This is a genomic window from Corynebacterium sp. KPL1814, from assembly GCF_000478175.1.
Taxonomy (GTDB): domain Bacteria; phylum Actinomycetota; class Actinomycetes; order Mycobacteriales; family Mycobacteriaceae; genus Corynebacterium.
This window is the reverse complement of sequence record NZ_KI515774.1, coordinates 357,920-377,208: the sequence shown is the minus strand read 5'-3', so window position 1 is coordinate 377,208 and position 19,289 is coordinate 357,920. Positions and strand designations below refer to the sequence as shown.

16 protein-coding genes are annotated in these 19,289 nt (G+C 59.8%); 2 read left to right on the top strand and 14 right to left on the bottom strand.

The annotated features are described in order from the left end of the window. The first annotated feature begins 483 nt into the window (after nt 1-483). Nucleotides 484-1,488 carry a zinc-binding dehydrogenase gene (locus tag HMPREF1257_RS01735; RefSeq protein ID WP_023023043.1) on the top strand — a complete coding sequence of 335 codons (1,005 nt, stop codon included), beginning with the start codon at nt 484-486 and terminating at the stop codon, nt 1,486-1,488. 16 nt (nt 1,489-1,504) lie between these two features. Here HMPREF1257_RS01735 and HMPREF1257_RS01730 read toward each other — a convergent pair whose 3' ends face one another. The 3 genes from HMPREF1257_RS01730 to ileS form a co-directional block, all read right to left on the bottom strand. After that, a complete protein-coding gene (locus HMPREF1257_RS01730) occupies nt 1,505-2,218 on the bottom strand; it encodes an L-ribulose-5-phosphate 4-epimerase (protein ID WP_023023045.1) in 714 nt (237 codons plus the stop codon). 20 nt (nt 2,219-2,238) lie between these two features. Beyond that, nucleotides 2,239-3,849, bottom strand: a complete 1,611-nt coding sequence (locus HMPREF1257_RS01725) for a xylulokinase (protein WP_023023048.1) — start codon at nt 3,847-3,849, stop codon at nt 2,239-2,241. Nucleotides 3,850-4,017: 168 nt separating this feature from the next. Continuing rightward, nucleotides 4,018-7,182: an isoleucine--tRNA ligase gene (gene ileS, locus HMPREF1257_RS01720; protein ID WP_023023050.1), complete on the bottom strand. Its 3,165-nt coding sequence runs from the start codon at nt 7,180-7,182 to the stop codon at nt 4,018-4,020. Nucleotides 7,183-7,467: 285 nt separating this feature from the next. Between ileS and HMPREF1257_RS01715 the strand changes: the two genes are divergently transcribed. Further along, the gene (locus tag HMPREF1257_RS01715) at nt 7,468-8,466 is read left to right on the top strand and encodes an HNH endonuclease signature motif containing protein (RefSeq protein ID WP_023023052.1); all 999 of its coding nucleotides are present in this window, start codon (nt 7,468-7,470) and stop codon (nt 8,464-8,466) included. A gap of 313 nt (nt 8,467-8,779) precedes the next feature. On the opposite strand, the gene HMPREF1257_RS01710 is transcribed toward HMPREF1257_RS01715, so the two are convergent. From HMPREF1257_RS01710 to HMPREF1257_RS01660, 11 genes are all read right to left on the bottom strand, one after another. Then, on the bottom strand, nt 8,780-8,986 hold the full coding sequence (locus HMPREF1257_RS01710) for a hypothetical protein (RefSeq protein WP_023023054.1): 207 nt from the start codon (nt 8,984-8,986) through the stop codon (nt 8,780-8,782). 136 nt (nt 8,987-9,122) lie between these two features. Then, nucleotides 9,123-10,319, bottom strand: coding sequence for a DivIVA domain-containing protein (locus HMPREF1257_RS01705; RefSeq protein ID WP_023023056.1), 1,197 nt, complete (start codon nt 10,317-10,319; stop codon nt 9,123-9,125). A gap of 208 nt (nt 10,320-10,527) precedes the next feature. Then, nucleotides 10,528-10,818: a YggT family protein gene (locus HMPREF1257_RS01700; protein ID WP_023023058.1), complete on the bottom strand. Its 291-nt coding sequence runs from the start codon at nt 10,816-10,818 to the stop codon at nt 10,528-10,530. Nucleotides 10,819-10,911: 93 nt separating this feature from the next. After that, the gene (locus tag HMPREF1257_RS01695) at nt 10,912-11,385 is read right to left on the bottom strand and encodes a cell division protein SepF (protein ID WP_023023060.1); all 474 of its coding nucleotides are present in this window, start codon (nt 11,383-11,385) and stop codon (nt 10,912-10,914) included. Between the two features lie 103 nt (nt 11,386-11,488). After that, nucleotides 11,489-12,187 carry a YggS family pyridoxal phosphate-dependent enzyme gene (locus HMPREF1257_RS01690; RefSeq protein WP_023023063.1) on the bottom strand — a complete coding sequence of 233 codons (699 nt, stop codon included), beginning with the start codon at nt 12,185-12,187 and terminating at the stop codon, nt 11,489-11,491. Then, nucleotides 12,180-12,917, bottom strand: a complete 738-nt coding sequence (gene pgeF / locus HMPREF1257_RS01685; RefSeq protein ID WP_023023065.1) for a peptidoglycan editing factor PgeF — start codon at nt 12,915-12,917, stop codon at nt 12,180-12,182. The genes HMPREF1257_RS01690 and pgeF overlap by 8 nt, the downstream gene beginning before the upstream one ends. A gap of 24 nt (nt 12,918-12,941) precedes the next feature. Continuing rightward, entirely contained in the window at nt 12,942-14,291 is a 1,350-nt protein-coding gene (gene ftsZ, locus HMPREF1257_RS01680) for a cell division protein FtsZ (protein ID WP_023023067.1), read from the bottom strand. Between the two features lie 310 nt (nt 14,292-14,601). Beyond that, nucleotides 14,602-15,273, bottom strand: a complete 672-nt coding sequence (locus tag HMPREF1257_RS01675; protein ID WP_023023069.1) for a cell division protein FtsQ/DivIB — start codon at nt 15,271-15,273, stop codon at nt 14,602-14,604. Further along, nucleotides 15,273-16,736 carry a UDP-N-acetylmuramate--L-alanine ligase gene (gene murC, locus HMPREF1257_RS01670; RefSeq protein WP_023017235.1) on the bottom strand — a complete coding sequence of 488 codons (1,464 nt, stop codon included), beginning with the start codon at nt 16,734-16,736 and terminating at the stop codon, nt 15,273-15,275. The genes HMPREF1257_RS01675 and murC overlap by 1 nt, the downstream gene beginning before the upstream one ends. Then, nucleotides 16,737-17,846, bottom strand: coding sequence for an undecaprenyldiphospho-muramoylpentapeptide beta-N-acetylglucosaminyltransferase (gene murG, locus HMPREF1257_RS01665; protein ID WP_023023071.1), 1,110 nt, complete (start codon nt 17,844-17,846; stop codon nt 16,737-16,739). It lies immediately after the preceding gene. Nucleotides 17,847-17,866: 20 nt separating this feature from the next. After that, nucleotides 17,867-19,270 (bottom strand): FtsW/RodA/SpoVE family cell cycle protein, encoded by a 1,404-nt coding sequence (locus tag HMPREF1257_RS01660; protein WP_023023073.1) that lies wholly within the window; start codon nt 19,268-19,270, stop codon nt 17,867-17,869. Between the last annotated feature and the right edge of the window lie 19 nt (nt 19,271-19,289).

The window sequence follows — 19,289 nt, the reverse complement described above, 5'->3', positions numbered from 1 at the left end:
AGAAGCGACAATACGTTTACTGAATTTCATACGAACCTTTCAAGGCGTTAGTGAGGACTTCAGGCTATAAGCGCAATAATGCGCCTTCACTGTCAGTGCCAATAGAGAGATAGAACAATCCACAGAAAACGCTAAGAGCACGATACTTCCCGTGCTCTTAGCGTTTTCAACCTGTACATCAGATCATGCGTAAACCATTTGAATGACAAACCCCTTTACGGTGTATGTTCCTCGCACTTTTGGCCATTACGCATGATGAGACTTCGCTCGCCTGGCTCACTACGAGGAAGTGAGGCTTAGCCAGTCATTTTATGATGTAGCTATCACTATCTTTAAAATTTTATTTGCCTTAAATCTTCAAGTCCAAGTGATACGCTTAACATCGTAGGTAACACATCTCGAGACTAAGTTCTTCCCACCCTACAACTGGATAATTCCAGGTACCGGCGTAGCCCAATCTGCGCCGGAGAGGAGCCATACCCCATGACCGATACCATGCGCGCCGTTGTTACCACTGGTCACGGCGATATTGAAATCCAAGACGTCCCTGTTCCCCACGCAAAAGCCAACGAGGTAATCATCGAACCGGTGGGCACCGGTATCTGTGGCACTGACCTGCACTTAGTAAGAGGTGACTATGTCATCGGCAACTACCCACTCATTCTGGGGCACGAAATGGCGGGCTACATCACGGAGGTCGGCGCAGAGGTCACCGATTTTTCCGTCGGTGACTACGTTGGCGCTAACCCCAACGTGACGTGCGGCGAGTGCACCTGGTGCAAGCAAAACGCAACGAATCTGTGCGAGCACATCTCACCCGCCGGCATTATGCAGGATGGTTCCTGTGCGGAATTCATCGCCATGCCGGCCAAATTCGTCTACAAGCTCTCCACAGAAATTCCTCACCATGTTGCACCGCTGACCGAACCGCTATCTTGCGTTTTACACGCATTGGACCTCGCGCCTGATTGGAAAGACCAGGATATGGTCATCTTCGGTGCCGGTTCCATCGGCTTGGTGGCGCTCGTCGTCGCATTGGATGAGGGCGCAGCAAGCGTCTCTGTTGTTGAACCCAACCCGGCCCGGCGCGCGCAAGCTGTGAAACTGGGCGCCGTCCAAGCAGTGGACTCAGCCGCAGATTTGGATCAGGATTCCTATGACCTCACCTTGGATGCATCCGGCAATGCAGGTGCTATTGCTGATGCCATCCGTATCCTCGGCAAGCGCGGCCGCTTAATCCAGATGGGTGTGCCTTCTCCAGATGCCACGATAGATTTCCGCCCGCTCGACCTATTCGAGAAGGAAATCTCGCTCATCGGGGCCCAGTCCCTGGCTAATATGTACCCCGCTGCGGCCAAGCGGATGGCTCACCTTTATGACAAGCTCGATGGCCTAGTCACCGGTACTTTCCCAGTTGACCGCTACGAAGAAGCGCTCGAGGCTATGAAGAGCCCAGAGCACATCAAGATATTCATTACGGATAAATGAATATCAGCCGGAAGCCTTATTGGCCGTATTCATTCTGATAGCGGTCATTGAGGTTATCGATAATGTCCTGTGGGATGGGCTTAGGGCCGCCGAGCTCCTTGGCTAAGTGCACGGTACGCGCAACTTCTTCAACCATCACGGCTGCTTTCACGGCATTTTCAGCATCGTCACCGATGGTGAAGGGACCATGATTTTGCATCAACACGGCAGGTGAACGGGACTCCCGCAAGGTCTCCACGATGCCCCGGCCGATGGAGTCATCGCCGATGATCGCAAGGGGTCCAACGGGCACTGGCCCGCCGAATTCATCGGCCATCATCGTAAGTACGCATGGAATCTCTTCCCCGCGGGCGGCCCACGCTGTGGCGTAGCTCGAGTGGGTGTGGACGATTCCGCCAACCTCCGGCATATGTTTATACACATAGGCATGTGCGGCGGTATCCGAGGAGGGAGCATAAGCGCCATCGACAAGCACGCCTTCTAAGTCGCAGAGCACCATCGATTCTGGGCTTAGCTCCTCGTAGCGCACGCCAGAGGGCTTGATGACGAAAAGATCCTGTGTGCTCGGAGTACCGGAGGCATCGACGACAATGCGTTCAGAGACATTGCCCGCAGTCCACGACACAAGGCCCCACCGCGGCAGTTCGGCGTGAAGGTCGCTGACGCGCTGGCGGGTCTTAGACACCGCTTGTTGGATTTCTGGGCGATACTCAGATAGATGCTGAACCATTGTGGCCTTTCCCTAGTGCCTTAGTCTTCTTCTTGAGATACGGAGGTAGGCAACGCTGAAACTGCGCCTTCTTGCATGGACAATCCCTCTATGAATCGCTCGAGGTAGGTAGCAAAGCCCGCGACATCGCGCGGATCGGGCTGACGGACGCGCCCAGTATTATTGCTGCTGGCAATCTCATCGTTGAGGTAATCCGCAAAGTCTTTATCCGAGCCCATGTAGTTCGCCAGCAACGCGATTCCCCAGGCACCACCTTCGCTAGCGGACTGCGCCACGGCCACTGGTGTTTTCAACGCGGCTGCCAGGAAGCGCTGCGCTACGCCAACCGTGCGGAAAATCCCACCGTGAGCTTGGACGACGTCCACGGAAATACCTTCCTGCTCTAGCAAGCGCATACCCAGCGCCAGCGATGCAAAGACGCTATACAGGTTGGCGCGCATGAGGTTAGCAAGGGAGAAATTCGCATCGGGTGTCCGCGCCACCATGGGACGCCCTTCAATCAAACCCGCAATCGGTTCACCGGCCCGGTAGGGATAGACCACTACCCCGCCGGCATCCGGTTCACCGCGTAATGCCTCGGTCAAAATGGCCGTATATACATCGTCGATGTGGTCAATGTTCTTGGTGCCGAACGCCACTGCTACATCGCTAAACAGCGAGATCCAATCCGAAATTTCCTGCGCGCCGTTATTACAGTGCACCATCGACACTGGCAGACCCGTCGGTGTGGTCACCGGGTCAATTTCGGGATAGGACTTACTCAAGGGCTTTTGGTGAACAAGCATTGCAAAAATCGAGGTACCCACGCTCACGTTGCCCGTATTGATGCTGACGGTATTCGTGGCCACCATGCCCGTTCCAGCATCGCCTTCAGGCGGGCATGCCACCGCGCCGGCCTGCAGCGCTCCGCTGGGATCCAGGAGTTCTGGGTGCTCAAGGGCACCCGCGTCCGCGCCCGCAGACAAGGACTCGGGCAATAACTCTGCGAAGTCTCGCCCAATTTCTCCGCGGATTTTCGCGAGCGCCGCCTCATCGTAGGACGCCGTTTGAGGGTCAATAGGAAACATGCCAGAGGCATCCCCCACGCCGAGAACTTTCTTACCCGTTAACTGCCAGTGGATATAGCCGGACAAGGTTGTCAGAAAATCGACGTCGCCAACGTGTGGCTCGCCGTCCAGCAAAGCCTGATAGAAATGGGCGACGGACCAGCGCATTGGAATATTAACGTCGAAGAGTTCCGATAGTTTCTTCGCGGCTTCGCCCGTATAGGTATCGCGCCAAGTGCGAAAGGGCACGAGCTGTTCAGCGGACTTATTGAAAGCCAAGTAGCCATGCATCATCCCAGATATGCCAATAGCTGCTAGCCGGGTGAGCCTTTCCCCCGTGAGCTCACGTATCTCTGCGTTCAAATCAGCGTAGGCGGCACGCAGACCATCCCACACATCATCTAGTGCGTAGCTCCAGTGGCCATCTACATAGTCGCTTTCCCAGCGATGAGAACCGGTTGCGATGACCCGTCCGGAGCTGTCGATGAGGCACGCTTTAATACGCGTCGAGCCGACTTCAATGCCGAGTACTCCTCGGCCGCTGCGGACAATTTCTGCGGGCGTTAAAGAATCGCTCTCTGTCACGGCTACCTTCCTCACGTCGGGGAATTCGGCCGCCAGTCTACTCCCCTATTCCTTCTATCCTTCCGGAGCTTAGAGGAAAATGCAGCGCAACCCTGATAAAAGCAGCGGCCCGGCCGAACGCTGTAGATAGCATCCGGCCGGGCCGCTTCAGGTTGGCGCTATACGCTCTTAGTTCTTGGCTACGGTGGCGGTGACTCCGATGAGGATATCGTGGGCATCGGCAAGCGGCTCGGTGACCACGGAGAACTCCGTTGCCAGCACCTCGCCCGCGATGGTCTCAGCGTGGCGCTGCGCCCACTCCTTCTTATCTTCGGGCACGGAAAGGACCACGGAGATGCGGTCAGATACGTCGAAGCCGGAGTTCTTGCGGGCATCCTGCAGGCCGCGGATAACATCGGCGGCCCAGCCTTCGGCCTCGAGCTCTTCGGTGACCTCGGTATCCAGGACGACGAGGCCATCCAAGCCCTCGATGCGGGCGGTGGAGTCTGGGTTCGCAGCTTGCAAACGCTCGGTGTATTCCTCAGGACTCAAAACGATGTCACCGTCTACCACGACCTCATCGCCGCGGCGCTCGTAGTTGCCCGCCTTGAGGTTCTTGATGGCGCGCTGGACATCCTTGCCCAAGCGCGGGCCGGCAACCTTGGCGTTGCAGACCACCTGGAAGGTGCCGACGGAATCGACATCATCAGTAAGCTCAACCTCTTTGACGTTGACCTCGTCGCGGATAATATCGGCGAAGTCCGCCAGGCTCTGCGAGCCCGCGAAGGCCACGGTGAGCTTTGGCAGCGGCAGGCGGTTGCGCAGCTTATTGGCCTTGCGCACCGAGGACGCAGCCGATGCCACCGCGCGGGTGGCGTCCATGGCAGACACCAGGTCCGCATCCGCGGGGTAGTCCTCGGCCTTCGGGAAGTCCGCCAAGTGCACAGAGCGCTCACCGGTCAGGCCGCGGTAGATGACCTCGGCGACGTGCGGCAACAGCGGGGCAACCACGCGCGTAGTGGTCTCCAAAACGGTGTAGAGGGTGTTGAAGGCCTCTGGGTTGGAGTCCTCGCCACCCCAGAAGCGATCGCGGGAGCGACGGACGTACCAGTTGGTCAGCACATCGGCGAAAAGGCGAACCTCTTCGGTAGCGGTGGCGATATCGGTCCCCGCCAGAGCGGCATCGACATTCGCCACAAGGTCGTGGGTCTTAGCCAGGATGTAGCGGTCGAGCACGTGCGTGGAACTCGTATCGAACTTGGCGTCCTGCTCGGCGTAGAGCTGCAGGAAGGTGTACGCATTCCAGATGGGGAGCAGCGCCTGGCGCACGCCTTCGCGGATGCCCTGCTCGGTGACGATGAGGTTGCCGCCGCGCAGAATGGGCGAGGACATCAGGAACCAGCGCATGGCATCGGAACCGTCGCGGTCAAAGACCTCGTTGACGTCCGGGTAGTTACCCTTGGACTTGGACATCTTAAGCCCGTCGTTGCCCAAGACGATACCGTGGGCCACGACCTTCTTGAACGCTGGGCGGTCAAAGAGCGAGGTGGACAGCACGTGCAGCAGGTAGAACCAGCCGCGGGTTTGCCCGGAGTACTCCACGATGAAGTCCGCCGGCGAATGGGTTTCAAACCACTCCTTGTTTTCAAACGGGTAGTGCTTTTGCGCAAACGGCATGGAACCGGATTCGAACCAGCAGTCCAGCACGTCCGGCACGCGGCGCATGGTGGACTTACCGGTGGGATCGTCCGGGTTGGGGCGGGTCAGCTCATCGATGTGCGGGCGGTGCAGCGACTCCGGGCGCTTGCCGAAGTCCCTCTCCAGCTCATCCAAAGAGCCGTAGACGTCCATGCGCGGGTACTCGTCATTATCGGACATCCACACCGGGATGGGCGCGCCCCAGTAGCGGGTGCGCGAGATATTCCAGTCGCGGGCACCTTCCAGCCACTTGCCAAATTGGCCATCGCGGATGTGCCCTGGCAACCACTCGATCTCGTTGTGGTTGAGCTCCACCATGCGATCACGGAATTCGGTGACCTTCACAAACCAAGCGGGCAGCGCCATGTAGATAAGCGGCTCGCCCGAGCGCCAAGAGTGTGGGTAGGAGTGCTCGATGGTCACGTGGCGCACCACTCGCCCAGCGGCCTTGAGATCCTTGATGATGGATTTATTCGCATCGAAGACCAGCTGGCCCTCGTACGGCGGGACCTGGGAGGTGAACTTACCGTCCTCATCCACCGGGACCACCAACTCGATGTCATACTCGTTGGTGGTATTCATATCGTCTTCACCAAAGGCAGGTGACTGGTGGACAACACCCGTACCGTCTTCGGTGGTGACGTAGTCTGCCAATAGCACCTGGTAGGCATTACGCAAGTCTGGGAAGAAGCCGAAGATCGGCTCATACTTAAAGCCCTCGAGCTGCGCGCCAGTGAAGGTGTCTAGCACCTCGGCCTCACCTAGTTCCTTTTCCAGGGTGCCCAGCAGGTTTTCGGCCATGATGAACGTGCGGCCGGCGAACTCGCCGTCGGTGGCCTTAAACAGTGCGTAAGAGACCTCCGGGTGAACCGCCAGCGCCTCGTTGGACGGCAAGGTCCAGGGGGTGGTGGTCCAGGCGAGGAAGGAGGCATCGGCAAGCGCGGGGTAATCCGCCAACGTCTTTTCCGCCGCGGTGCCCTCGCGAGCGCCTGCGACCGGGAAGGTCACCGTCAAAGTGGGATCCTGGCGCATCTTATAGGAATCATCCAAGCGCGTTTCCTGGTTGGACAGGGAGGTATGCTCCGCCCAGGAGTAAGGCAGCACGCGGAAACCCTTGTAGATCAGGCCCTTGTCATAGAGCTCCTTGAACGCCCACATGACCGATTCCATGAAGTTGATATCCATGGTCTTGTAGCCATTGTCAAAGTCCACCCAGCGGGCCTGGCGGTTGACGTAGTCTTCCCACTCATCGGTGTATTCCAGCACCGACTTTGCGCAGTACTCGTTGAACTTGTCCAGGCCCATGTCCTCGATCTGGGCTTTATCGGTGATCCCGAGCTGCTTTTCCGCCTCCAGCTCCGCTGGCAGGCCGTGGGTATCCCAGCCAAAGACGCGGGGGACGTAATTTCCGGCCATCGTGCGATAGCGCGGCACGATATCCTTGACGTAACCGGTCAGCAGGTGGCCGTAGTGCGGCAGGCCATTGGCAAAGGGAGGGCCATCATAAAAGATGTATTCGGGGCAGTCCTTGGTCTTTTCCAAAGAAGCCTGGAACGTATCGTCCTGCTTCCAGTACTTCTGGACTTCTTCTTCCATATCCGGGAAACGGCTTGAGCCGCCGGTCATATCGACCTTGGGATAAATCTTTTTCACCATTATCTTCCTTCACGCTGTAACTTGATGCAGGGACGGGCCAATGGCTCGCGGTACCACCCTGCTTGAGCTAAAAGCTCCGCTTCGTTTCGGTGAAGGAGATAACGGTCCCACCCGTTCAGTTCTACTGAGCCTTCTGGCCGTTCTTCTGAATTGCTCCCCCGGTGATGGCCGGATCATCGCATGTGCCCGCCAGTATAGCGCCACAAGAACGCTGTGCACAAAAGTTATCCACAGGTAGAAAATTTACTGTTGTACGCGGTTGCGTGCAGCCATAGATTATGAAGCATGAACGCGCTCGAGAATTACTTAGCATCTGTGGCCCCGGGGATGGATATCGTCGCCGGGTGCGCTGGCATGTCTGAGGACGATCTTCGGGCGCACGGCGCAACAGAACACACGGCACGGGAACTTATCCTGCTCAAAGAGGCTTATTGCGGGAATACAAAATTCACCGGTCGGCGCCGGCGCGCCATGGAAGGTGCCCGCCGCAACGGTCATTCCATTGTGGCGTTGTCCATCATAGAAAAGTACGCCCGCAAGATGCCCACGCTTTTCGATGCCTGGCTTCTCCGCGAGCAGCTCTGCACCACCAATGCCAGCACTGGGGACTTAGAAAAGCTGGCAAAATCCAAGCTACCTGCGAAAAAGAAAAGAGTTAAGCCTGGGGTGCGCATCATTCGCCGCAAGAATGCGCCGTGGACGCTGGCCATCGATGCGCGGTCCTCGCTCATTGCAGACCTTCATGCCGCGCTGAAGGAGAGCGGAAAAGAGCCGCTGGAGGCGGTGGAACAGACATTCTTCGGCGGCGGCACCGCCGTTAGAACCACGGTCATGACCAATGTCCTGGTCAACCTGGATGACTACGTACGCATCATCAATGGCGATGGCGAAGAAATCCAGCTGCAGATGACCAACGGCGCAACTCTTACTGGCACCGAGTACCTAGAGCGCGCCCTCAAGGAAAGAGGGCTCATTACCCTCATTAGCCCCTTTGAGGGAGCGGTCAATCTGTACCGCACGGAGCGCTTTGCCAATGCGAAACAACGCCTTATGGCCGCAGCAGAGAATCCCATTTGCCCGTGGCCGCGGTGCAGTAAGCCCGCAGACGAATGCCAAATCCATCATTTGGAACCGTGGTTGCACGGTGGATTGACCAACATAGGTAACTTATCCACAGCCTGCGCCTACCACAACGGGGTCAACGACGATGACCCCAATGCCCCACCACTGCGCGGACACCTGGTCCGCAGGAATGGGACCATCCGGTGGGAACCTCCGGATTAGGCAGGAGCATCTGAGAGCTCGTCACGAATTCCCGGCTGGGGTCCGCCTGGGAGTCCGCCTGAGGATCCGTTTGGGGGTCCATTTGGGGATTCGACGACCGATCCGAGAAAACCGCAATCCCATAAACCGCAGAGGTTGCTGGTGACGCAATTGCTACTGAGGCTCGGACCCCAGTCAGTTGAGGCGCAGGCGTGCGCCTACTTTGGCATGCCGTAATTGCGTGGAGATTCTTTCTGGCCGCTCACTTTGACCGCATCAACCAAACCACACCGAAACTGAGCGGGCAGAGACGGATGTGAGCGACGAAGGGGCCCTAGTTCTGCTTCCATCCATGGGACAGGTCTTCGTCAAGGGCGCTATTATCCGCGCGGTGCTTGCGCGCCCAGTCGATGATAAACAAAACGATGCCGGAACCCGCTGCGATAAAGACGAGGTACAACGCCCAGTCGGCGGTATTTAAGACATACGTCACCAAAGCCACGAAGGCCACAAGGGCAAGGACGAGGGCGGCAACGAGCATGGCAGTTCCTCTCAGGGATTAAAAAGAAGCGATGGGAACAATCATAGCGGGGATAAAACCACAATAGCGCCCACTCCCCTAGAGGCGTGGGCGCTACGGGTAACTAATTTGGCTTAGTTACTGCCAACCAGCTTTCTTAGTTCTTGCCGGCATCGCCATTTGGTGCGGCGGTTCCGCGGGTCTCGAGCTCTTCCAGCTGGGACTCGAGGAGGGTCTTCAAGCGGGTGCGGTACTCGCGCTCGAAGGTGCGCAGCTCGGAAATGCGTGCCTCCAAAGCGGTCTGCTGCTGCTTGACCGTGTTCATCACTTCAGTGTGCTTCTTCTCGGCATCGGCCTGCAGCGATGCGGCCTTCTCCTCTGCCTGGCGAATCTGGGCCTCGGCACGGGAGGAAGCATCGGACTCGGTCTGCTGAGCCTTGGACTCTGCCTCCGAAACCAGCTTCTTGGAGCGGGTTTCTGCGTCCTGCACCTGAGTGTCGTACTTCTTCTGCGCCTCGGCAAGCTGTGCCTTGGAACGAGAGTCAGCATCGGAAAGCTGCTTTTCTGCAGCCGTGCGGGCCTCAGACAGCATGGACTCAGACTCGGCGCGAGCCTCAGAGGTCAGGCGGTCCGCCATCTCCTGGGCCAAGCTCAGCACGCGGGCTGCCTGCATGTGCGTATCAGGGGTAGCCAGGCCGTCTGCGCCCTGTGCTACACCAGCACCTGCAGCGGCCGCTGCGGCGTTGGAGGCAGCCGAGTTCGAGGAGCCAGCGGCGGAAGCGGACTTCTTCAGGCTCTCGTTCTCGCGCTGGGAAGACTCCAGCTCCTTCTTGGCCTGCTTGGCCTCGGTGCGAGCCTCCTCGGCTTCCTTCTTAGCCTTCGCAGCCTCATCGCGAGCCGCCTTGAGCTCGGCGGTATTAGCGGCGGCGGTGGCGCCAGCTGCCGGGGCATCGGCACCGCTCTCCTTGGCCTTTGCGGCCTCGGCCTGGGCGGCCTTGACCTGCTCCTGGGCTTTCTTGGTTTCTTCCTTGGCGCGAGAGACCTCGGACTTGGAATCTGCCAACTTGGTTTCATACTCAGCGCGCAGCTTGGCCTCAATCTCCTTACGCAGAGCTTCTTCATCTGCGCCAGAGGTTGCGGCGGCTGCGGCACCAGCCCCTGCTCCGCCGGCCTTGGACCCGGAGCTAAGATCGCTCACCTGCGCCTGCAGGTCTTCATTTTCATCCTGCAATTGGGCAAGGGCATCCTCAACGAGGTCGAGGAACTGATCTACCTCATCCTCGTTGTAGCCACGCTTGCCAATCGGCGGCTTGCTGAACGCGACGTTGTGTACATCAGCTGGTGACAGTGGCATGACTTGTCTTCCCCTTCGAGTTGATACAACCCCGGAGGTTCCAGGGCCTTAGGAGCTGCGGTTCCAGTTTATCTAAACCTTCCCCACAAAGTTATATGTGGTTCATAATACGGGTTATCGCATTTTATTGTAACCGAAAGTCCACAATAATGGACGTAACGCTGACTCTCAATGTCTACCACAGGTTACGGGGTGATGCGGGGTTGTCCTACAAGAAAATGGCCTGCAGGAAAATTGTCAGGAACGAGAGGATAAAAAATAGCACCAAGACGGAAACGTCCAGCGCGATTCCACCCATCTGCAGCGGAGGAATAACCCGGCGCAGCGCTTTGACCGGTGGGTCCGTGATGGCGAAAAGGGGTTCAGCGATGATCATGAACCAGCGCGGGGGATTGAATTGCCGCGAGAAGGATTGGATCATCTCGATAATAATCCGGGCGATCAATACCCATGTATAAACCCTCACCAAGAAGATGAGAATAATTCCAATTTCAGTCACGATTACTCAGCCTATCGAATAGTCCCCCGCACGTGCGCATTGCGCACCGTACGGGGTTAATGGGATGTGCGTCGTTGTAGCTAGCCCGCGGTCCTAGCGCAGGCCGGCGGCGCGCTCTAGTTCAGGCTTGGCAATATCGGCGGACTTAGGCACGACGGCGAATACCTTGCGCTGGGTGTCCATGCCCTTCGACAGGTTGAGCATGCGGCCTTCCAGGCCGAAGCAGAGGCCTGCGGCGAAGTCGATGAAGCGCTTGGCGGTGCCGCGCTCGGCATCGGTAAGCTCAAAGACCACTGCATCGCCGTCGCGGAAGGGCTCGCCCACCTTGGCGGCGTCGTTGAACGAGGTCAGGGAGATTGCCACGATAGTCGGAACGAACTTTTCCTCGACGGGCGCTGGCGCTGGGGCCGACTCGTAAGCCTGCGGGGCGCGGCGCGGGGCGTAGGCCGCAGAAGTGGCAGCTCCGTTGCCCGCGTAGCGCGGCTCGTCGTTGTAGTAGGCGTCGTCTTCTTCGAAATCCATCGGACCAAGCCCGAAGAAATTCTTCGTCCTATCAATGAATGACATTTTTGGGTCTCCCTCTGACCTAAATTTGTTCAAGTTCAAGCGCGCAAATGTGAATGATGTGACTCATGTGATTTACGCTGTGAAATGCGCTTTTGCGATATTTTTAACCTACTGGGCGCTTTCCCATGATGCTGGTTCCGACACGCACAATATCCGTGCCCGCGGCAATCGCCGCATCCATATCCGCGCTCATCCCGGCCGATAGTTTAAGCTGCCGGCCGAGGCGCTCGGACAGGCGATCCACGTCTGCGCGCACCGTAGAAAATACCTCCTGCGCATCGGCATCAAGGGGAGGAACCACCATGAGCCCGGCGAATTCTAGGTGATCCGCCGCTTCGACAGCCTCGATGACCTCATCCAGCTCCTCGCGGACTACTCCACCGCGGGAGGTATCGCCATCGGCGGAGACCTGAATAAATACCGGAAGGTTAGTGTCTCGCTCACCGCGCTCGTGCGCGAGGCCCACGCCGCGGTCCAGTGCCTTGGCCAGCTTCACCGAATCCACAGAATGCACGCTGGCGGCCCACCGCGCGACGTGGTTGGCCTTCTTGGTTTGAATCTGGCCAATCATGTGGAAGCGCAGCTGCTCTAGCTCCTGCGCCTTTGCCCGGGCTTCTTGCTCGCGGTTTTCCGCCACGTCCTCTACCCCGAGCTCCGCTAGAAGGGCAATATCCTCTGCGGGATGGAACTTGGTCACGACCAATAGCTGCGGTGCCGGTCGGTCATGCTCAGCTGCAATGGCGCTGATGTGTTCCCTCGTTGCGGCGAGATTATCTGCCAGTTCTTGTTTCCGGTTACTCATGATTAGCCTCCAACCAAATCACACCGGCCTGGCGGCCCGTGGTTCCTTCGCGGCGATAAGAAAAGAAATCCGTGTCCTCAATGGTGCAGCGCGGATCCGAATCGATATTAGTAATACCCAGGCCCATCAATTGGCGGATAAGCCCCGCGCGCACGTCGATGCCCCACGTCCCCTTTTCGGTCCTACATTTCGAACCGGGAAGGCGCCGTTCGACATCGTTGGCCATGTCTTCCGGCACCTCGTAGTTTTTCCCGGATGCGGCAGGCCCCATGACCGCCTGGATTCTCTCCGGTTGGGCGCCAAGTTTCTGCATCTCGCGCACGGTATTGACCACGATGCCGTTGCGGGCACCGAGCCGGCCGGCGTGGATGGCGGCGATGACGCCGGCGGGGACATCGACAAGCAGCACGGGCGTGCAATCCGCGACGAGAACACCAAGGCCAAGCCGGCGCTGCGTGGTGACAATCGCATCTGTTGCTGGCACCGGGGACTCTTGCGGGCCATCGATGACGGTGACCGTATTGGTGTGCAGCTGTTCCATCCACACGATGTTCTCGAGCCCGGTAACGCGCAAGAGGCGCTCGCGGTTAGCCGCCACGTTGGCGGGATCGTCGCCGACGTGGCCGCCAAGATTAAAAGACTCATAGGGATATGCAGACGCCCCGCCTGCACGGCTGGTAAAAACCATGCGGACGGGGCGGCTGGTGCGATGTTCCTCGTTTACTGGCATGCACACCAGCGTAGCGGTTTGCGCTTAGCGCATGAAGGACGGCACATCGAGATCGTCGTCGCCATCATCATCGCGGCGCTGGCTTGGCCGGGAAAGGCGGTAGTCTTCGCGGCGCTCCTCGCGGAAGCGATCGGAGTTGGTAAACAGGCCGGTGGACTCGCTGCGGCGCTCCTCGGGGCGGCGTTCTTCCACGCGGCGGTCGTCGTACCGGCGATCGTCTACGCGGCGCTCATCAGCGCGGCGGTCCTCCACGCCACCCTGGCCGGCGCGCGGCTCATAGGAGTGGCGCGGTGCGTAGTCATCGGCAGCGGGCTGGGCAGGTGCCGGGGTGGCGGAGTTGCCGGACTCGCGGTCGCGGTTATCAAAGAGCGAGCCGGGCTTGCGCTGCTCGGGGGCGCGCTGTGCGGAAGCTTCCTGGGCGGCATTGGCCTCGGCGTCGAAACCGGTGGCGATGATGGTGATGCGGATTTCATCGCCCAAGGTGTCATCGATGATGGTGCCGAAGATGAGGTTGACGTCTTCGTCGGCACGCTCTTCGACCATGGAGGCCGCGGAGTTAACCTCGTGCAGGCCCAGGTCGGAGCCGCCGGCGATGGACAGGAGCACGCCCTTGGCGCCTTCCATCGTGGATTCCAATAGCGGCGAGTTGATGGCCTGCTCGGCGGCGGTCATGGCGCGGTTATCGCCCCGTGCGGAGCCGATGCCCATCAGCGCGGAGCCGGCATCAGACATGACGGAGCGAACGTCAGCAAAGTCGACGTTGATCATGCCCGGGATGGTGATCAGGTTGGTAATACCCTGGACACCATTGTGCAGAACCTCATCGGCCGCGCGGAAGGCTTCCACGATGGAAAGCTCTTCCCCACCGAGCTGCATCAGGCGGTCATTCGGAATAACGATGAGGGTATCGCAAACCTCGCGCAGCTCCTCGATGCCGGCCATGGCCTGGCGGGTACGGCGCGCGCCCTCGAACTTGAAGGGGCGGGTGACAACGCCCACGGTCAGCGCGCCCATCTTCTTCGCAATGGAAGCCACAACGGGGGCGGCACCTGTACCAGTACCGCCACCCTCTCCGGCGGTAACGAAGACCATATCGGAGCCCTGCAGGGCATCCTCGATTTCGGACTTGTGGTCTTCCGCAGAGGTCTTGCCCACCTCAGGGTTGGCGCCAGCCCCCAATCCGCGGGTGGCCTCGCGGCCGATGTCGAGCTTGGTATCGGCATCAGAGAAAATCAGCGCCTGAGAGTCGGTGTTTATGGCGACGAATTGGACGCCCTTGAGGCCTTCTTCGATCATGCGGTTCACGGCGTTGACGCCGCCGCCGCCGACGCCGACGACCTTGATATCCGCGAGATTGTTGTTGGAAGAGATCATGTGAGCAGGTCTCACCTTTCGCTACTTTAAGTCTGCACGTGCATTAAACGAGGATTGTATGCGCTTCACGAGCGTGAATCGCGTTCCCCTCCATCTTTAACGACACACCTGTAATTTTCATGCTCATTTTACGCGTGTCGGGACTCTCAAGTACCACTTTAGGGTTGCTGGCCTGCGGTTTTGTCCGCCACTTCCGCACCATTGACACCACCTAAAAGAGAAAATAAAAGACCCTGCAGCGCATACGCTTCGGGCGCGGCGCGGCGGGGAAACTTTCGGGTCTATCGAGGCCTCCACCGAGGTATCTACCCTATCCGCGGGTAGTGACCAGTTCGGGGTTAGAAATATTCCATTCTTGGCCCTCCATCTTCAGCACGGTGGCGAAGGCGCGGGCCTTATCGTCGTTATTTTTATCGCTCGCACCCCAGAAAATGCGGCGATCATCCTTAGTGGTGAACTGCAAGGAGTAGGAATCGGTGACCTCGAGGGTGGCAACTTGGTGGCGCACGTCATCAGACAGTGCGGCAATGGCAGCCACCGCGTCTTGGGCCTCGGAGGAGCCACTGTCGATGTCCCCGGTAAGTTCCACCGCACCTTCAGGCGGCTCTGCGGAAGTAAATTCCTCGCCCTTGTCGTCGATGAGGTAGGTGGTGTCGTCTCGCTTCACGAAGGCGACGGGCTTGTGTTCCTGCACGGAAATGGTCAAGGTCGAGGGCAGATCGCGCGAGACCGTCACCGAATCCGCCCAGTCCAGGCTCGCAACGCCACTGGCGGCCTCGTGCGCGTCCACCCGCAAGAGGTTTTCGCCCTCGGGCACGCCCGCGGCCTCCTGTACCTGGGCGGCATCGAGCTGGTGCACGCCCTCCACCTCAAAGTTTTTCACCTTGAAGATGGGCAGTGCCCATACCGCGGCGCCCACCACCAGCACGAGGGCGAGCAGGCCGCCGATGATGCCGAAAATGAGTTTCTTCGACACCCGCACTAGTGGGCCCGCAATTCATCGAGGATTTCCGCGGCCACGAGGGTGATGGAACCGGCGCCAATAGTCAAGATGATATCGCCCGGCTGCGCGATGGAGACCACGTCCTTGGCTGCGGCGGAAAAGTCTGGCTCGAAGATAACCTCCATCTCTTCTGGCATCTTATTGGTGATAATGCGCGAGGTAATGCCTTCCACGGGTTGCTCGCGGGCGCCGTAGATGTCGAGTACAACGGCGGCATCGGCAAGCGCAAGCGCCTGGGCAAACTCAGCGTCGAATTCCATGGTGCGCGAGTACAGGTGAGGCTGGAAGCAGGCGATGACGCGCCCGCCATTGCCCTCGGCCGCGACCTTGGCGCGCGCGGCCCGCAGCACCGCGGCGACCTCGGTGGGATGGTGGGCATAATCGTCGAAGACGCGGACGCTGCCGCCCTGCCAGTCCACGCTGCCCCGGTACTCAAAGCGGCGGCGCACGCCGCTGAAATCCGCAAGCCCCTCCGCGATGGTGCTGGGCTCGCCACCCGATAGCACGCCGGCGATCAGCGCCGCCATGGAGTTGAGCACCATGTGGTGGCCGGGAATCTGCAGCTGGTAGCTCACGGATTCCTCCACGCCGGGCAGGGACAGCTGCACGGTGCACGCCATGCCGGCGGCGGTGGTTTCCTCCGCGGTCAGCGTCGCGGCGAGCGGAACGGAGGTGGTGCGGGCCTTTTCCGCGCCGCCATAGCCGATGACGTTGATGCCGCGGCTAAGTGCCTGCTCACCGATCTCGGCCGCGTGCTCGTCCTCCGCGCACACGACGAGGTAACCGGTATCCGGGGTGACCAGGTCCGCGAAGTCCGCAAAGACCTTGAAATAGGCATCCGCGGAGTGGAAATAATCGAGGTGGTCCGGCTCCGCGTTGGTGATGACGGCGATATCGGGGCTATAGCGCAAGAGCGAGGCATCGGACTCATCGGCCTCGGCAACGAAGGCCTCGCCGGTGCCGCCGTGCGCGTTGGTGCCGGCGCGGTTGAGCTGGCCGCCGATGGCAAAGGAGGGATCCAGCCCCGCGTGCTGCATGGCGCTCACGGCCATCGAGGTTGTCGAGGTCTTGCCGTGCGTGCCGGCCAACAGCACCTGGGTGTGGCCCTCCATCAGCGCGGCGAGCAGATCCGAGCGGCGAATGAGCGGGATATTATTACCCCGCGCTGCGACGAGCTCCGGGTTATCCTGCGGAATCGCCGCGAAGGAGGTGACGACGGTGGTGGGCAGCTCGCCAGAAAGCTTGAGGTTGTCCGCAGCGTGGCCGATGGCTACCTTGGCGCCCATCGAGCGCAATACCTCCACCGGGGTGGAGTCCTTCACATCGGAGCCGGTCACGACGGCGCCGCGGGCGGCGAGGATGCGGGCAAGACCCGACATGCCGGAACCACCAATGCCGATGAGGTGGACGCGGCTGAGATCGTACTGTGCGGGATCGGTCATTTACTTATCCTTCTTTCCTGCCTGCAGTTCTGCGTCCTGCACGCGGGTGGCGATGCGGTCAGCGATGATATTCGCCGCATCCCCCGCCTTAGACTGGGCGGCGGCCTGCGTCATGGATTTCAGGCGCTCTGGATCATCGAGGATGGCGCGGACCTCTTCGATGAGGCGATCGGCGCCCAATTCGGCATCGGCAATCTGCACCGCAGCGCCGGCCTCTACCATTTCGCGCGAGTTCAAAGCCTGTTCGCCGTTGCCGTGCGGCAGCGGGACGTAGATGGCGGGAAGGCCCGCGGCAGAGACCTCAGCCACCGTCATCGCGCCCGAGCGGCACACCACCAGGTCCGCTGCGGCCAGCGCGCCGGCCATGTCGTCGATATACGGCAGAGCGGCGTAGTTGGGGTACGGCTTGGGCGAATCGTTTTTCTTGCCATAGGCGTGCAGGAGCTGGAAGTCCTTAGTGAGGTCCTCCGCTGCGCCCGCTACGGCGCCGTTGATGCTGGCCGCTCCTTGGGAGCCGCCGGTAATGAGGATGGTGGGCAGCTGCGCTAAATCCCACTTCGTGCGGGCATCCGCAGCGGTATTCCCGTCCTTATCCCCGGCAGCCGCGGCCAGGCTGGGGCGCACTGGGATGCCGATGACCTCGCCCTCCATGCCGGAATTGGCGTGGGCATTAAGGCCGATGCCGCCGAGCTTCACGCCCAGCTTATTGGCCATGCCTGCCAAGGCATTGGTCTCGAGGACGTAAAACGGAATACCTAAGGTCTTCGCCGCTATATAGGCGGGCCCAGAGACGTATCCGCCGGTGCCGAAGACGACATCGGCCTCCACATCCTTTAAGACTTTCCTCGCTTGGCGCACAGAGCGTGCAAGCTTGACTGGCAGCTTGGCTAGGTTGGTGCTCACCTTGCGGGGAATCGGCACGGGGGTAATCAGGCGCAGGTCCACGCCGCGGGCGGGAATAATATCGCTTTCCAGCCCCTTTTCTGTACCTAATGCAGTAATCCGAGCGCCGTAGCGCTCGCGCAAAGCTTCACCGACGGCAAGGGCGGGCTCAATATGTCCTGCAGTGCCGCCACCTGCAAGGACGACGGAAAATGGCGTGGAATTCATAGCCTAAAGGCTACCAGCGCCTACCGCCTCGGGCGGTGCTCGGCGCGCGGATACCTCCGCCCACTTCCGGTCACCGGCCGGCCGTAGCGCTCATCGCGCACCCGCGGACGTGCCTCCTGCGGCTGGGCGTGTCGGCCCCGCGATTTCTGTTTCCGGGCTGCGGGCGGCTGCGGCTCACCGATGAAAAAGAGGCGATCAAACAGTGGCCGCCCAAAGTTCTGCATCGCAGAGATCTGCATCGGCTCGTGGCGTGCGACGTTGCACAAAATGCCCATTGAGCCAATCGTGATAATCGCGGCCGTGCCACCCGCAGAAATCATCGGCAGCTGGATACCGGTCACCGGCAGCAGGCCCACGACATAGGCGATATTGATAAACGCCTGGGTCACCACGCCGATAGTCAGCGTCGCAGCCAGCAGGGATTGATACTGATTCTGCGCGCGGGTCGCCGTGCGCAGCCCCACATAGCCCAAGGCGGCGAAGAGGAAGATCACCAGCGCGCCGCCCCACAGGCCGAGCTCTTCGCCCACGATGGCGAAGATGAAGTCGTTCTTGGCTTCAGGCAGGTAGAACCACTTGGCGCGGGATTGGCCGAGGCCGACGCCCCAGAAGCCGCCATCGGCAAGCGAAAGAAAGCCCTGGTAAGACTGAAAGCCCGTACCCTGGGTATCGGAAATATTGCCAAAGAGGGCATCGAAATAGGTGTGGAAACGGTGGGAGCGGAAGCCGCCGATGAGGAAGACGGCGACCAAGCCCAGCGCACACAGGATGCCGATGATGATGGGCACGCGCCGGTTCACGCCGGCGAAAAAGAGCGTGAAGACCACAACCAGGGCAAAGGACAAGGCCATGCCCAAGTCGCCCTGCCCCACGATGAGCAGGAACATTAAACCAGCGATGAGCGAGTACATCATGAACGGGTCCGAGAGCTTGAGGGAATGATGTTCCTTATCCGCCAAGACCGAGGCACCGAACATGCCCACCGTGATGCGCGCGAGCTCGGACGGCTGCAGGGAAATCGGACCGACGTAGATCCACGACTGGGAACCCACCTCCTCGCGGCCGGTACCAACGCCCGGGATGAGCACCGCGATCAGCAACAAGATGGAAAGGGCCAAAAGCCACGGGATGAATTTGCGCAGCGTCTGCGGGGACACCTTCAGGCCGAGCCAGAACGCGCCCAAGCCGATGATGACCATGGCAGTTTGCCGCAGCGCTTGGTTCCACACGCCGCCATCTTCTGTCAGCGACGTGGCCATGGACGAGGAAAAGACCATGACCACGCCAATGCCGATGAGCGAGAAGATAATCAGGCGCAGCAGCTGATAATCCAGCCCGGCTTGCTGGCGGGCTTGTTCGCGCACGTCATTAATGCGTTCGCGCATGCTCTTTGCGCGGGGGCGCTGCGGGGAGGTGGCCGTCATGAAGTCTCCTAATTTTTAA

What these genes read in the sequence shown, in the direction of transcription:
- HMPREF1257_RS01735 (WP_023023043.1), top strand. Translation starts at nt 484, where the DNA reads ATGACCGATACCATGCGCGCCGTTGTTACCACTGGTCACGGCGATATT.
- HMPREF1257_RS01730 (WP_023023045.1), bottom strand. Translation starts at nt 2,218, where the DNA reads ATGGTTCAGCATCTATCTGAGTATCGCCCAGAAATCCAACAAGCGGTG.
- ileS (WP_023023050.1), bottom strand. Translation starts at nt 7,182, where the DNA reads ATGGTGAAAAAGATTTATCCCAAGGTCGATATGACCGGCGGCTCAAGC.
- HMPREF1257_RS01715 (WP_023023052.1), top strand. Translation starts at nt 7,468, where the DNA reads ATGAACGCGCTCGAGAATTACTTAGCATCTGTGGCCCCGGGGATGGAT.
- HMPREF1257_RS01710 (WP_023023054.1), bottom strand. Translation starts at nt 8,986, where the DNA reads ATGCTCGTTGCCGCCCTCGTCCTTGCCCTTGTGGCCTTCGTGGCTTTG.
- HMPREF1257_RS01705 (WP_023023056.1), bottom strand. Translation starts at nt 10,319, where the DNA reads ATGCCACTGTCACCAGCTGATGTACACAACGTCGCGTTCAGCAAGCCG.
- HMPREF1257_RS01695 (WP_023023060.1), bottom strand. Translation starts at nt 11,385, where the DNA reads ATGTCATTCATTGATAGGACGAAGAATTTCTTCGGGCTTGGTCCGATG.
- HMPREF1257_RS01690 (WP_023023063.1), bottom strand. Translation starts at nt 12,187, where the DNA reads ATGAGTAACCGGAAACAAGAACTGGCAGATAATCTCGCCGCAACGAGG.
- pgeF (WP_023023065.1), bottom strand. Translation starts at nt 12,917, where the DNA reads ATGCCAGTAAACGAGGAACATCGCACCAGCCGCCCCGTCCGCATGGTT.
- ftsZ (WP_023023067.1), bottom strand. Translation starts at nt 14,291, where the DNA reads ATGATCTCTTCCAACAACAATCTCGCGGATATCAAGGTCGTCGGCGTC.
- murC (WP_023017235.1), bottom strand. Translation starts at nt 16,736, where the DNA reads ATGACCGATCCCGCACAGTACGATCTCAGCCGCGTCCACCTCATCGGC.
- murG (WP_023023071.1), bottom strand. Translation starts at nt 17,846, where the DNA reads ATGAATTCCACGCCATTTTCCGTCGTCCTTGCAGGTGGCGGCACTGCA.
- HMPREF1257_RS01660 (WP_023023073.1), bottom strand. Translation starts at nt 19,270, where the DNA reads ATGACGGCCACCTCCCCGCAGCGCCCCCGCGCAAAGAGCATGCGCGAA.